Raw genomic sequence first — 13,468 nt, 5'->3', positions numbered from 1 at the left:
CCGGCTTGAAGACGGAATCAACGTCAACGACCAGATCGATGGTGGTGACGGGATCGATACCCTCGAAGGGCATTGCCAAGTTGCTTCCAGCGGTTCGAATTCGGTCTCACCCAAGCCGATCACAAATCAGGCACCAGATGCCGATCACCGGGCCCACGAGGGGCTCAACTACACGATTAAGGGCCGCCACAGACCGACACGGCCGCGGGAAATAATCATGGCGCGGTTCAAGTCACCAAGACAGGCGCAACGCTTCCTTGCCGCCCATGACCAGATCAACGCCGTCTTCAAACCACGCCGCTATCACCTCGCCGCCAAATCCTATCGTCATGCAAGGACCGATGCGTCAGCCTGTGAACCAGCTATACCCGTGAGAGGACCGCCTGAGGAGCTTGGGGCAGGCTGCTTTCGGCCGGATGAAAACTTGGCAATGCCGTTTCGCCCAGTCTTCAAGTTCGTGAGGTCGAAGATCCCACCTGCGGCCTAATCGGCAGCGCGTAGATTGGTCGGCGGAGAGAAGGATGGTGCCGGTGAAGGGACTCGAACCCCCGACCCCATCATTACGAATGACGTGCTCTACCAGCTGAGCTACACCGGCATCCTTCTCTGTCGCGGCCCTACTATGGCCCTCCTAGTTACAACGCGCCGCGCCCAACAAACTGGTCTCAAACGTAGTTTTCGAGCGGACCCGCTAACTAGGAATGACGTGCTCTACCAGCTGAGCTACAGCGGCCTTGGCGCGCTCCTTAGCACCGGGGAACAGGCTGGAAAAGGCCTATTTTGCCTCTTCTTTCTTGCTGTCATCGGTATCCTCCCCGACCTCGGCCGTCTCGGTCACGATGGCGAGGGCACCGGCGTCTTCGGCAGGCTTGGGGCCGACGATCAGCGGAAGCATCTCTGTGCCGCCGGGCATTGCGACCTCGGCATTGGGAGGCGTGCGCCAGCTGAGCGTGTCAAAGCCATGACAATTCCCGCAGACCGGATCCCAGTTCGCGTGGATATGCTGGCAATTGTCGCAGACCCATTGCGGCCCCCTTGGCGCCGTCAGGGCCTTGGTCAGCCAGGCACGAACGACACCGTCGTCGGAACCCTCGCCGCGTTCGATCGCAGCCATCAGCGTCAGCGACCGCGCGGTCGGCGCCTCCTCGGCCAGTTTGCCCAGCGCGCGGCGGGCGGCGGGGAAATCCTCGGCGGCAAGGTGCAGCTCGGTCAGCAGCATCTTGGTTTCGGGATGATCGGGATGCATCCGCGTCAGCACCGAGAACCGCTTGATCCGGTCTTTCGGGCCTTCGTCTGGGGCGATCTCGGCAAATGCAGAGGCAAGGTCGGGATGGGGCTCGACGCTCCAGGCTTTCTTGATCACGCGGGTGGCGTAGCGCGGGTTGCCCGCCTCGATATAACCGCGGGCGGCCATTGCGGCGGCGGGGATCAGGTCGGGCGACAGGCGATTGGCCTCGATCGCCGCTTCGCGCGCTTCGATCGTCTTATTCTCATCAAGAATGTCCTTGGCCTCGGACAGGGCAAGGACCGCATCGCGCCGCTTGTGCACGTCTCGGGGCAAATGGCCGGATTTCAGCTTCTGGCCCAGTGTCTTGCGAGCGCCGGCCCAATCATGGCTCTCGGCCTGAAGGCGCAGCAGGACATCCTGTGTCTCTTCGTGCTTGGGCTTGAGTTCGAAGGCTTTCTTGGCCAATTGAAGCGCCGTTTCCGTATCGCCGTCGGCGAGCCGCTGTTTCATGATGCCGCGCACACCGACAAAGCGGGTCCGGTCGTCCTGAAGCAGCTTCTTGTAGGTTTCTTCGGCCTTCTTGCGATCCCCGGCAAGTTCTGCCGCCTGAGCCGTAAGCAGGTTCGTCAGATCGGGCCGGTCAAGATAGCGCTCGGCCCGCGATGCCTTGGCCATCGCAAGATGACCTTCCCCGGACGCAAGCGCCATCATCCCCTGTGACAGCGCCTCGAATCCCTTCCGTTCGCGGTTTCTGTTGAAATACCGCGAGATGGCCGTTTCATCCCCGTTGATGAAGCGCAGCGTTGCAATCAACAATCCCAGCAGCTTGAGCACAAGCCAGACGAGGACGATCAGAACGATGAACCCGATTGTCAGCTCCAGCGGGCTGAGCGTCAGTTCGACGCCGGCCACGGTTATTTCCGCACCACCCGAAACTTCCATCAGGCGCGCTGCACCGAATGTGGCAGCGGTCACAACGGCCACAAACGCTAGGATCTTGATCAGGGACAGCAGCATACTCGGAGCCTTCAGTTGGACAGGGACTGGTCGATGGTTTCGGCAGCAGCCAACGCGGCGGCGCGCGCCGTTGCCTGTTCGATCCAGCCCGACATTTCAGCACGGGCGACTTCGGGAAGAGCCTCTATTTCGGCGAGGGCATCGGTCAGACGGTCGTCGGCAAGCGCAGCTTCGGCCCGCGACAGGATGGCATCGGGATCGTCGCCCTCACGCGGCTCGACTGACCGAACGTCAAGTTGTTCGCGAAAAAATGCGGTCAGGGGATTGGCACCATCATCCGCCAGCCCCTCGGACCGGGCAGCGGCAAGCGCGGACCTCGCGGCTGCGGGAAAGGTGTCCCGCAGGGCGGTAATGGCAGGCACGCCCTCTGCGGCAACAGCGGCAAGTTCCGGGGGAACCTCGGTGCCGGCGGACTGCAGGTCGGCAAGAGCGGCGTCGAAAGCGCTGCCCGAATCAAGTGCGGCCTGCACGCGAGACAATGCGGCCCGGCTGATCGCGGCCTGCGCCGCCTGCGCTGCCGATTGTTCGACTTCCTGCGCCTCGGCGCGGGCAGCTTCGAGATCGGCCTGGGCCTGCGCGGTGAGAGCCTCCATTTCCGCTTCTTGCGCAACGAATTGCTCTCTCAAGGCATCAAGCTCACGCTCCCAGGAGGCGATCGCCGTTTCGGCTAGCGTGCCATCCTCGGCCGGGGCACGCTCGAGCGCGTTCAGACGTTCGTCGAAAGCAGAGATTTGCGCGGCAACATCGCTCGAGACGGTCTCGAGCCGTTCGGCCAGAGCGGTCTGCGTGGACTGGGCATCATCGATACGTGCCGCAATCGGAGACAGATCTGGCTGCTCGGTCGGAAGCGAGGCGACCTGCGCCTCCAGCTCGGAGATGCGGTCGGTCTGTGCCGCGATCATCGCCTCGAAATCCGCGCCGGGCTGACCGTAATAGAAAAAGGCCAAAACATAGCCGAGGCCGGCAGCGATCGCACCACCAAGCAGAAGCGGAATGAAGCCGACCTTCTGAACGACAACCTCGCGGGTCGGGGCAGGTTCCTGCGCCGGGGCCTCGAAGTCATCCTCCACATAATCGGAATCGGTCTCTTCGGTCTCACTGACGGATTCGTCTTGGTATTCGTCCAGATCATCGTTTCCGACGTCGTCGTATTCATCCTCGGCCACGTCTTCATCGGCGTCGGGATCTTCTTCGATGTCATCATGGGCGGTGTCGTCGGACCGGTCGTCTTCGGCGGGGTCGGTGACTTCTTCATCATCACCAAGAGCATCAGGGCCTTCGTCCGAACCCACTTGCTCCTCGGAGGTTTGGTCATCCTCGGAAAACGCAGTGTCGCGATCAGATGCGTCTGGCAGGGGCGGCTCTTCATCCTGCGGGAGAATCACGGCGTCGTCGATCGTCTCGGTCGACTCGGGTATTTCATCCTTTTTGGAGCGAGATTTCCCAGACTTTGCCACATCTACCCCCTTGAGGACCTTGCTCTGACGAGCCGCCAACCACGACATCAGCTAGAGCCTATCCTGTCGATACAGGACCCTCAAGCTGCCCCGGGCGAAAGCTTCCGTAGCGTCGTGACAGTTTGCATCAACATGGCTTCCAGATCCGGCCTGTCTACCATGGCAAGGCCCGAGACACCCAAAGGGTCAAGCCTTGCAGCGACGGCACCGCTCATGGCGATGATATGGACAGGAGCCCGGAAAGGGCCTTGTTCACAAAGAATATCGGCTGTTCTTGGCGAAAAAAGCGGTATTACGACAGGGCGGCCCCCAGATAACGCCTCCTTGGCCCTGTTGCTCAGGTCTTGGGCAATCTGTCGATAAACGACCCGCTCATCACAGGGGATTCCGCCCGCGCTGAGACGATCGGCCACATCCCCACGGCTGACTTCTCCCCTCAGGTGCAGAAGCCTGCCAGCTGGACGATGGGCGAGAATCATCTCCACCAGCGCCTCTGCATCACCTCCCGCGTCACGAATTTCCAGACCCGCGTCTTGCGCGGCGCGCGCCGTGTGGCTTCCGACGCACCAGGCCACTGTCCCTTTCGGGATGCCCAGCCGTGCGACGGCCGGCACGGCGTTGGCGGATGTCAGGATGACACCGGACGGGGCGACATCGGGCAGATCCGTGGCGCAGGGCTCGATCCGCATCAGGGGCGACAGGATTATCTCGACCGGTCCGCCAAAGGCGTCGCGCACGCGATCCGCAAACCTTTGGCCCGCACCCCCGGGCCGCGTGATGATCAGGACAGGCGATGGGTCCGCCATGGATGCCGTCTCCGCGCCATTGTTCCGCAAGCACCCGAGTGTTACCTGCAAAGCAACCCTGCGCAACCGGAACGCCCATGCCCGAAACACTAACATTCCTCGGTATAGAATCGAGCTGTGATGACACGGCGGCAGCGGTCGTCCGCGATGGGTCCGATGGGCCGGCGATCCTGTCCAGCGTCGTGCAGGGCCAGACACGGCTTCATGCCGGGTTCGGGGGTGTCGTCCCCGAAATCGCCGCCCGCGCCCATGCCGAGAGGTTGGATCACTGCGTCGAACAGGCACTGGCCGAGGCGGGGGTCGGACTGTCCGATCTCGATGGTATCGCGGTGACGGCAGGTCCGGGCCTGATCGGCGGGGTCCTGTCGGGGGTGATGTGCGCCAAGGGCCTGTCTGCCGGAACAGGCCTGCCGTTTGTCGGTGTGAACCATCTTGCGGGCCACGCACTGACGCCCCGGCTGACCGACGGTCTGAAATTCCCTTACCTGTTGCTCCTTGTCTCCGGCGGTCATTGCCAGTTCCTGATCGTCAATGGCGCGACGGATTATCGACGGATCGGCGGCACGATCGATGATGCGCCCGGCGAGGCATTCGACAAGGCGGCCCGGCTGCTTGGCCTGAACCAGCCCGGCGGCCCCGAGATCGAGCAGGCGGCTAAGGCGGGCGATCCTGACAGGTTCGCGCTGCCCCGGCCGCTGTTGGACAGGCCGGGTTGTGATTTGTCGTTCTCGGGGCTGAAAACCGCGTTGCTGCGGGCGCGCGACGGCCTTGTTGCTCAGCAAGGGGGGCTGACCCGGCAGGATCAGGCAGATCTGTCGGCGTCGTTCCAGTCAGCCGTCTGCGACGTTCTGACCGAGAAATCCCGCCGCGCCATCGCGCTTTACCTCGATCTGCAGCCTGATGAACCTGCCTTTGCAGTTGCTGGTGGCGTGGCGGCGAACATGGAAATCCGGGCGGGGCTGAAGGCGCTTTGTGACAAGGCAGGCGTGGCCTTCGTAGCCCCACCTCTTGCGCTTTGCACCGATAACGGCGCCATGATCGCCTATGCCGGGATCGAAAGGTTCAGGCTGGGCTTGCTCGACGACATGGCATTGTCGGCCCGGCCCCGCTGGCCGCTGGATGATACCGCGGCACCCCAGCTGGGATCGGGCCGCAAAGGAGCCAAGGCATGAGGATCGTCGTCGCCGGGGCCGGGGCCTTTGGAACCGGGATGGCGATCGCACTTGCCAATGGCGGAGCGGACGTGACGCTTCTGGGCCGCGACGAACAGGCGATGAAGGCGGCACAACGATCGCGCACCCTGCCCCGGCCCGAAGGCTGCGTCCTCCCCGAGCGGCTGATCCTGACCGCCGATCCGAATGTCATGCGCGATGCTGCCATCGTCCTGCTATGTGTGCCGGCTCAGGCCCTTGCGCAATTCCTTGATGATCATCGGATCAGCCTCGAACACCCCGCCCTTGTCGCCTGCTGCAAGGGCATCGACCTCAGAACTCTGACCGGTCCGACGGGGGTCATCTCTTCGGCGATCGGGGGGCAAAGCCCCTCGATACTGACGGGTCCGAGTTTTGCAGCCGATATCGCGAAGGGCCTGCCAACGGCCCTGACGCTCGCCTGTGCGGACCCGGCGCTCGGCGCTCGGCTCCAGGATGCTCTGTCGACACCGACCTTGCGGCTATACCGCAGCGAGGATCCCCTGGGGGCAGAGCTTGGCGGCGCGCTCAAGAACGTGGTTGCGATCGCCTGCGGCGCCTGCATCGGCGCGGGCCTTGGCGACAGTGCGCGCGCGGCCCTGATGACGCGCGGCTTTTCCGAGATGCAGCGCATTGCCGGGCGGCTTGGCGCGCAGCCGGAAACCCTGACCGGCCTGTCGGGCCTCGGCGATCTGGCGCTGACCTGCACCTCTGATCTGTCGCGCAATTACCGATACGGGATGTCGATCGGCAGCGGAACGGCACCAGATGAAAACACGACCGTCGAGGGGCGCCACACCGCCCGTGCGATTGCGCAGCTGGCCCGCCAGATCAATATCGACCTGCCGGTGATGGCGGCCGTTGACGGGTTGGTCGACGGGCGGATCACGGTCGCGCGGGCGATGGATCAACTTCTTGCCCGGCCATTGCGCGCCGAGTAGGACATGACCGAAACACGAGGGCATGACATGGCATACTGGCTCTTCAAATCGGAACCCGATGTCTGGGGTTGGGACGATCAGGTCGCGCGGGGCGACGCCGGGGAGGAATGGGACGGCATCCGCAACTATCAGGCGCGCAACAACATGCGCGAGATGAAGATCGGGGATCAGGGCTTCTTCTACCATTCCCGTTCGGGGCTTGAGATCGTAGGAATCGTAGAGGTCTGCAAAGAAAGCCATCCCGACAGCACCACCGACGATCCGCGCTGGGATTGTGTGGACATCCGGGCCGTCCGGCCCATGAATCGCCCCGTGACGATGGCCGAGATCAAGGCCGATCCAAGGCTGGCCGACATGGTTCTCGTGCGCAACTCAAGGCTCTCGGTGCAGCCCGTCACCGAAGAGGAATGGCAGATCATCTGCGAAATGGGCGAGACAGCTCCCTGAGTTCTGCGCCATGGTGCGTTGATACAATCGGGGAGGAGAGAATGGAATTCATCAACGTTCTTGTGGCAGCCGCCGGTGCCTGGCTCTTTGGCGCGGTCTGGTACATGCTCTTGTCAAAACCATGGATGGATGCGGCCGGCATCGAGCGCGACGAGCATGGCAGGCCGGCAGGCGGATTCGACGCGACGCCGTTCATCTTGTCTGCGGTCGCGATGGTGATCGTGGCAGGCATGATGCGGCACATGTTCGCCCTCTCGGGGATCGACACAGTGGGCAAGGGTCTGGTCGCGGGCCTTGGCGTCGGGCTGTTTTTCATTACCCCATGGGTCATGATCAACTATGCCTATGCGGGCCGACCCTACAGGCTGACGATCATCGATGGCGGCTATTCCGTGTTCGGGTGCGCGATCATCGGAGCAGTCCTGACCTTGTTCTGATCTGGGCAGCCTAAATGAAAAGAAGGGAGGCAGGCACGCAGGCCAACCTCCCCAACTCACCCGTGCACTCCCTGCACGTCAAGATCGATCGGTTGGCCATCCTGGCCATATGACCAACCTAAGCCGCCAGTCTCGCGCTGATCAACAGGTATACCCTTAAATTTCAAGGCAAATCCTGCGGAACGGACTCTCAGCCGTAGACCGATTCCTTGCCGAAATGCTTCGTCAGCATGTAATAGACGACGGCGCGATACTTGTTGCGCTCGGATTTGCCATAGGTCTCGATTACGCTGTCGATTGCGTCCATCAGCTCGGGTCCGTCCTTCAGGCCAAGCTTCTTCATCAGGAAATTCTTCTTCACGGTCTCGAGTTCGCTTGGCTGGCTGCCAGCGACAGTCGAGGCATCGGCGTCATAGATCGACGGGCCGCAACCGATGGTCACCTTCGTCAGAAGGTCCATGTCCGGTGTCATGCCGCACTTGTTCTTCAGGTCATCGGCATATTGCGCGATCAGATCGTCCCTCTTGCCCATTCGGCTTCTCCAACTAATGATCTTGAACTCTTGTTTTCTGGCCCGGCATCCGGGCTCCGCTGCAACTTACGCATGATCGGCACGTCCAACCAAGGTTTTTTAGGGGGAAACCGGGTTTGATCTTGCCCTCCAATCTTCCTACGTTTCTTCCCCAAACCCGCTTGTTCGGAACGGAACTCCCCGATGACCAAGAAAGATCTCGTCGATTTCACAGCGATGAAGTACGGCACGCGTGAGGAGTACCTTCTTCTCGCCGAGCTTGAGAAACCGTTTGTTGCCATGACGGCGGACAGGATCCTCAGGGAACTGGAACGCGCGGGCGAGGAGACGCTTGAAGGCTATCGCATTTCCCGGCTTCAGCACGGCCTGCAATCGGCCACGCGGGCAGAGCGAGACGGCGCCGATATCGACTGGATCGTCGGTGCGTTGCTTCACGATATCGGCGACGGGCTGGCCCCGCAGAACCACGATCGCATGTCGGCCGAGGTCATCCGGCCCTTTGTGCGCTGGGATGTCGCCTGGGTGGTCGAGCATCACGGCATCTTCCAGATGCTGTACTATGGCCATCACTACGGATGGGATCGCAACGCCAGGGACCGCTATCGCGATCATCCCTGTTTCGACAGCTGCGCTGCATTTTGCGAACGCTGGGATCAGTCAAGCTTTGACCCCGACTACGACACCCTTCCGCTAGCGCATTTCGAACCCCTCGTCCGCAAGGTATTTGGCCGAAAGGCCTATGATCCGGACGTGATCCGCGAAGGCCATGTCTCTTCCCTGATGGGGGCAAATGCCTGATCTACGACTAGGCTATTTTCCTGTTTGATTGATTTGCGTATCGTCATTCACATGGCGAATTTGGCAAGCTTCGATCTGAATCTGCTTCGCGTTCTCGATGTGCTTCTGAAGGAAAACTCGACGGTTCGGGCGGGGGAGCGGGTCGGCCTGTCGCAACCCGCTGTTTCGGCGGCTCTCTCGCGGCTGCGGGCATCGCTGGGGGACGAGTTGTTCTTTCGTCGTGGGCAGGGGCTCGAGCCGACGCAATATGCCCGGTCCTTGCAAGAACCGCTCAGAGAGATAATGGCCGGGATCGAAACACTGATCGGCGGACCCGGGGATTTCACGCCGGAAACCTCGGATGCCAGCTTTCGCATTTCGGGCAGCGATTTCTTTGCCGAGCTGCTGATGCCACAGCTTGCCGAACGGCTGCAGAAGCATGCACCGGCGATGCGGGTTCATCTGGTTGATCTCGTGCCTGACAGCTACGTTGATACGCTTGACCGCTACGAAGTCGATTTCGCGCTGATCCCGCGCATCGACCTGCCTGACTGGATCGAGTCGGCGTCCGTCTTTCAATCGGGCTTTCTTGTCATCGCGCGCGCAGGCCACCCCCGGCTATCGCGCGCCGGGCTGGCGCCCGGCGATGTCGTGCCGCTCGATCTGTTCTGCGATCTGGGTCACGTTCTGTTTTCACCAGAGGGCAACAGCCGCGCCATGGGCGACGCAGCATTGGCCAAGCTGGGCCGCGAACGCCGCGTCGTGATGACGATGCCGGTCTTTTCCGGGGTTTATCGTGCGGTCGCCGGATCGGATCTTGTCGCGCTCCTGCCCAGCGCCCTGGCCCGTCATATCGCCGATGCCGCGGGGTTGGAGGTGTTCCGCCCGCCCATGCCGGTGCCGACAGCCCATATCAACCTGATCTGGCATCGCCGGTTCTCAGCGAGCCCCGCGCACAATTGGATGCGCCACCAGATTGCCGAACTTCTTGCGCCGCTGGATGAAGCGGCAACGTGACCGATTGCGCCTCTGTCCGAGGCTGCCTGAACGGGTGACAGGACGATCATGTCGGCGCGAGCTCCATCACCGGCCAAGACCCGTTCATCGGTGATCGCGTCAAATGGTCGTTGGGTTTCTGCCACTGCCATTGAAAAAGCCGCCGGAACGACCCGGCGGCTTTGGTTCTCGCAGGCTCTTGGCCTGATCAATAGCGGTAATGCTCGGGCTTGAACGGGCCCTCGGGCGCGACGCCGATATAAGCGGCCTGCTCGGGATCCAGAGGGGTCAGCTTGGCGCCGACCTTGGCAAGGTGAAGCCATGCCACCTTTTCATCCAGATGCTTGGGCAGGACATAGACCTCGTTCTTGTATTGGTCGCCCTTCGTCCAGAGCTCGATCTGCGCAAGAACCTGGTTGGTAAAGCTGGCCGACATCACGAAGGACGGGTGACCCGTCGCATTGCCAAGGTTCAGAAGACGGCCTTCGGACAGAAGGATGATCCGATTGCCCGAGGGCATTTCGATCATGTCCACCTGTTCCTTGATGTTCGTCCACTTGTGGTTCTTGAGGCTGGCCACCTGGATCTCGTTGTCGAAGTGACCGATGTTGCCGACGATCGCCATGTCCTTCATCTCGCGCATATGCTCGATGCGGATGACGTCCTTGTTGCCGGTCGTGGTGATGAAGATGTCGGCGCTTGCCACCTCGTCTTCCAGAAGGACGACTTCGAAACCGTCCATCGCGGCCTGTAGCGCGCAGATCGGATCGACCTCGGTCACCTTGACCCGCGCACCGGCACCGCGCAGCGACGCGGCCGAGCCCTTGCCCACATCGCCATAGCCGCAGACAACCGCGACCTTGCCAGCCATCATGGTGTCGGTGGCGCGGCGGATGCCGTCAACAAGGCTTTCTTTACAGCCATACTTGTTGTCGAATTTCGACTTGGTGACGCTGTCGTTCACGTTGATGGCGGGGAACGGCAAATGGCCCTTTTCCATCATCTTGTAGAGACGGTGAACACCGGTCGTCGTTTCCTCGGATACGCCCTGGATCATGTGGCGCTGCTTGACGAACCAGCCGGGGCTTTCCTTCATCCGCTTGCGGATCTGGGCGAAAAGCGCCTCTTCCTCTTCCGAGGTGGGCACGGCGATCAGGTCTTCTTCGCCTTCTTCGACGCGGGCGCCCATCAGGATATAGAGCGTGGCGTCACCGCCATCGTCGAGGATCATGTTGCAACCGCCCTCTTCGAACTGGAAGATCCGGTCGGCGTAATCCCAGTATTCCTCAAGCGTTTCGCCCTTGATGGCGAAAACGGGTGTCCCGCTTTCGGCAATGGCGGCGGCCGCGTGATCCTGGGTGGAGAAGATGTTGCACGACGCCCAGCGCACATCGGCGCCAAGTTCGACCAGCGTTTCGATCAGAACGGCGGTCTGGATCGTCATGTGTAGAGAGCCGGCGATCCGGGCTCCCTTCAGGGGTTTGCTCTCGCCATATTCCTTGCGCAGGGCCATCAGGCCCGGCATCTCGGTTTCGGCGATATCCAGTTCCTTGCGGCCATAAGCGGCGAGCGAAATGTCTTTTACAATGTAATCCTTGGCCATTGGCCGAAGCTCCTCGGATGATGCTGTTCGCGTCTATTGCGAGGGCAGATAGCACCGGGAGCGGTCATGGGCAATCCGCGCAGTCGCCACATCCCCTTATCCGGCTGATTGATCCGGCATATGCCCACATGCTAGGCGTCCGGAACTCTGTTCGCATATGGCTGACGATGCATAGTTTCCTACTTCCGACCGGTCGGGTCTTGCGGTCCGCAAGCGCGGACACCACCAGATGACGCGCGCCTGGCAACGGATGCTGTCGGGACGGCGGCTTGATCTTCTTGATCCGACGCCCGTCGACGTGGAGATCGAGGACATCGCCCATGGCCTCGCCTTCGTCGCCCGATGGAACGGTCAGACACGCGGAGATTTCGCCTATTCCGTGGCCGAGCACTCCCTTCTCGTCGAAGAGATCTTTGGCCGCATCGCTCCGGCCTCGCCGATCAAATGGCGGCTGGCAGCCCTTCTGCATGATGCGCCGGAATATGTGATCGGCGACATGATTTCTCCGGTCAAGGCTGCCGTTGGACCGGGCTATGGCGCGCTGGATGAACGGCTGGCCGCGGCGGTGCATATCCGCTTCGGCCTGCCCGCGGCCATACCTCAGACGATCAAGCGACAGATCAAGAAGGCCGACCGGATCAGCGCATGGCTCGAGGCGACCCAGATCGCAGGCTTTACCGAAGCCGAGGCTGACCGGTTCTTCGGAAAACCGGATCCCGAACTGGCACAGGGTCTGGAAATCAAGCTGCGCCCCCCTGCAGAGGTGCGTCGGGCCTTTACGGCCCGGCACAATGTTCTTCTTGCTGCAATGTAGCGTGTCGATCGGTCCTGTTGGACTTGTCGATGCCGATTGGATTGTCGAAATCGCGACGGTGAAACCATTCGAAACGCGCGCTTGCACTGGAAATCCAACCGGCTAAAGTCGTTATCCGAACAAATATAACAGGTTAAGAATGGCCCTCAGGATACGGCCCGCCAAGAATGACGATGCACAGGCTTTGACGCAGGTCGTCAATCCGATCATCGCAGCAGGCGGGACAACCGCGCATCAGACACCTTTCGATGCAAGCCGGCTTCTGCGCCATTACATCGCTCCCCCCCAATTGATCAGCTGCCAAGTGGCAGAACGCGACGGAATTCCCATCGGTTTTCAGACCCTTGTCTGGCCTGATGACGACGGCGATCCATTCCCCGAAGGCTGGGCCATCATCGCCAGCTTCGTCAGCCCCGATGCAAGCGGATCGGGAATCGGCCGGAAACTGTTCGACGCCACCAAGGCTGTCGCAGAGGCATCCGGTGTCAGCGTGATCGACGCGACCATCCGCTCTGACAACGTGTCCGGTCTGAGGTATTATGAGGCGATGGGGTTTCGGGATTACGACGTCCTGCACGCGGTCCCGCTCAGGGATGGCACACTGGTCGACAGGATCCGCAAACGGTACGATCTGTGACCGGCCGCTGACCGCTACTTCGGGCTTCGCTTGGCAAGGATCCGCTGCAAGGTTCGCCTGTGCATGTTCAGGCGCCGCGCCGTTTCGCTGACGTTGCGATCACAAAGCTCGTAGACGCGCTGGATATGTTCCCAGCGAACGCGATCCGCGCTCATGGGATTTTCGGGCGGCGGCGGAAGCGCATCGTCCTGCGCGACGAGCGCGTTGATGATATCTGCCGCGTCTGCAGGCTTAGAAAGATAATCCGTGGCTCCGATCTTCACGGCGGCCACCGCCGTCGCGATTGCGCCATAACCCGTCAAAACGACGATCCGGCTGTCGGGACGTCGTTCGCGCAAGGTCTCGACCACATCGAGCCCGTTACCGTCCTCGAGCCTGAGGTCAACAACCGCATAGGCCGGGGGCCTGGCGGTCGCGATGGCCTTGCCGGCCGCGACACTCGACGCCATCTCGACATCGAACCCCCGCTTTTCCATCGCCTTTCCCAAACGCTTGAGAAATGCCTCGTCATCATCGACGAGAAGGAGGGAGGGATCGTCCCCGAGGGTCATCTTTTCGGTCGTCACTACGCGCACCATTCTGTTCA

At 61.6% G+C, this 13,468-nt stretch carries 14 protein-coding genes, 1 tRNA gene and 1 pseudogene; 9 read left to right on the top strand and 7 right to left on the bottom strand.

The features are described from left to right. Window positions 1-112: 112 nt before the first annotated feature. A pseudogene (locus EP376_RS10960) lies at window positions 113-346 on the top strand (IS6 family transposase); the annotation flags it as partial. A 176-nt stretch (window positions 347-522) separates the two neighbouring features. On the opposite strand, the gene EP376_RS10955 reads toward EP376_RS10960, so the two are convergent. The 4 genes from EP376_RS10955 to EP376_RS10940 form a co-directional block, all read right to left on the bottom strand. Further along, a tRNA-Thr gene (locus tag EP376_RS10955) sits at window positions 523-598 on the bottom strand. Between the two features lie 177 nt (window positions 599-775). After that, entirely contained in the window at window positions 776-2,245 is a 1,470-nt protein-coding gene (locus EP376_RS10950) for a heme biosynthesis protein HemY (RefSeq protein WP_127655564.1), read from the bottom strand. A gap of 11 nt (window positions 2,246-2,256) precedes the next feature. Then, window positions 2,257-3,702: a hypothetical protein gene (locus EP376_RS10945; RefSeq protein ID WP_127655563.1), complete on the bottom strand. Its 1,446-nt coding sequence runs from the start codon at window positions 3,700-3,702 to the stop codon at window positions 2,257-2,259. Window positions 3,703-3,782: 80 nt separating this feature from the next. Further along, window positions 3,783-4,508, bottom strand: a complete 726-nt coding sequence (locus EP376_RS10940; RefSeq protein WP_164744911.1) for a uroporphyrinogen-III synthase — start codon at window positions 4,506-4,508, stop codon at window positions 3,783-3,785. 77 nt (window positions 4,509-4,585) lie between these two features. On the opposite strand from EP376_RS10940, the gene tsaD reads away from it, so the two are divergent. The 4 genes from tsaD to EP376_RS10920 are packed head-to-tail and all read left to right on the top strand — an operon-like array spanning window position 4,586 to window position 7,523. Continuing rightward, window positions 4,586-5,680 carry a tRNA (adenosine(37)-N6)-threonylcarbamoyltransferase complex transferase subunit TsaD gene (gene tsaD, locus EP376_RS10935; protein WP_127655561.1) on the top strand — a complete coding sequence of 365 codons (1,095 nt, stop codon included), beginning with the start codon at window positions 4,586-4,588 and terminating at the stop codon, window positions 5,678-5,680. Beyond that, a complete protein-coding gene (locus tag EP376_RS10930) occupies window positions 5,677-6,639 on the top strand; it encodes an NAD(P)H-dependent glycerol-3-phosphate dehydrogenase (protein ID WP_127655560.1) in 963 nt (320 codons plus the stop codon). Before tsaD ends, EP376_RS10930 begins: the two co-directional genes overlap by 4 nt. Window positions 6,640-6,666: 27 nt before the next feature. Beyond that, window positions 6,667-7,086 carry an EVE domain-containing protein gene (locus EP376_RS10925; protein WP_127655944.1) on the top strand — a complete coding sequence of 140 codons (420 nt, stop codon included), beginning with the start codon at window positions 6,667-6,669 and terminating at the stop codon, window positions 7,084-7,086. 41 nt (window positions 7,087-7,127) lie between these two features. Beyond that, on the top strand, window positions 7,128-7,523 hold the full coding sequence (locus EP376_RS10920; RefSeq protein WP_127655559.1) for a DUF1761 domain-containing protein: 396 nt from the start codon (window positions 7,128-7,130) through the stop codon (window positions 7,521-7,523). Window positions 7,524-7,713: 190 nt separating this feature from the next. On the opposite strand, the gene EP376_RS10915 is transcribed toward EP376_RS10920, so the two are convergent. After that, entirely contained in the window at window positions 7,714-8,055 is a 342-nt protein-coding gene (locus tag EP376_RS10915) for a DUF2853 family protein (RefSeq protein WP_127655558.1), read from the bottom strand. A 216-nt stretch (window positions 8,056-8,271) separates the two neighbouring features. Here EP376_RS10915 and EP376_RS10910 point away from each other — a divergent pair, with 216 nt between their 5' ends. After that, entirely contained in the window at window positions 8,272-8,853 is a 582-nt protein-coding gene (locus EP376_RS10910; protein ID WP_127655943.1) for an HD domain-containing protein, read from the top strand. A 51-nt stretch (window positions 8,854-8,904) separates the two neighbouring features. Continuing rightward, window positions 8,905-9,849 carry a LysR family transcriptional regulator gene (locus tag EP376_RS10905; protein WP_127655557.1) on the top strand — a complete coding sequence of 315 codons (945 nt, stop codon included), beginning with the start codon at window positions 8,905-8,907 and terminating at the stop codon, window positions 9,847-9,849. Window positions 9,850-10,036: 187 nt separating this feature from the next. Here EP376_RS10905 and ahcY read toward each other — a convergent pair whose 3' ends face one another. Beyond that, on the bottom strand, window positions 10,037-11,431 hold the full coding sequence (gene ahcY, locus EP376_RS10900) for an adenosylhomocysteinase (protein WP_127655556.1): 1,395 nt from the start codon (window positions 11,429-11,431) through the stop codon (window positions 10,037-10,039). A gap of 229 nt (window positions 11,432-11,660) precedes the next feature. Here ahcY and EP376_RS10895 point away from each other — a divergent pair, with 229 nt between their 5' ends. Both EP376_RS10895 and EP376_RS10890 read left to right on the top strand, forming a co-directional pair. Continuing rightward, window positions 11,661-12,245, top strand: coding sequence for an HD domain-containing protein (locus EP376_RS10895; RefSeq protein WP_127655555.1), 585 nt, complete (start codon window positions 11,661-11,663; stop codon window positions 12,243-12,245). 139 nt (window positions 12,246-12,384) lie between these two features. Next, a complete protein-coding gene (locus tag EP376_RS10890) occupies window positions 12,385-12,882 on the top strand; it encodes a GNAT family N-acetyltransferase (RefSeq protein ID WP_127655554.1) in 498 nt (165 codons plus the stop codon). 14 nt (window positions 12,883-12,896) lie between these two features. On the opposite strand, the gene EP376_RS10885 is transcribed toward EP376_RS10890, so the two are convergent. After that, on the bottom strand, window positions 12,897-13,460 hold the full coding sequence (locus EP376_RS10885) for an ActR/PrrA/RegA family redox response regulator transcription factor (RefSeq protein WP_127655553.1): 564 nt from the start codon (window positions 13,458-13,460) through the stop codon (window positions 12,897-12,899). Between the last annotated feature and the right edge of the window lie 8 nt (window positions 13,461-13,468).

It is taken from the genome of Alexandriicola marinus (genome assembly GCF_004000435.1).
GTDB lineage: Bacteria > Pseudomonadota > Alphaproteobacteria > Rhodobacterales > Rhodobacteraceae > Alexandriicola > Alexandriicola marinus.
This window is presented reverse-complemented; position numbering and strand designations above follow the sequence as displayed.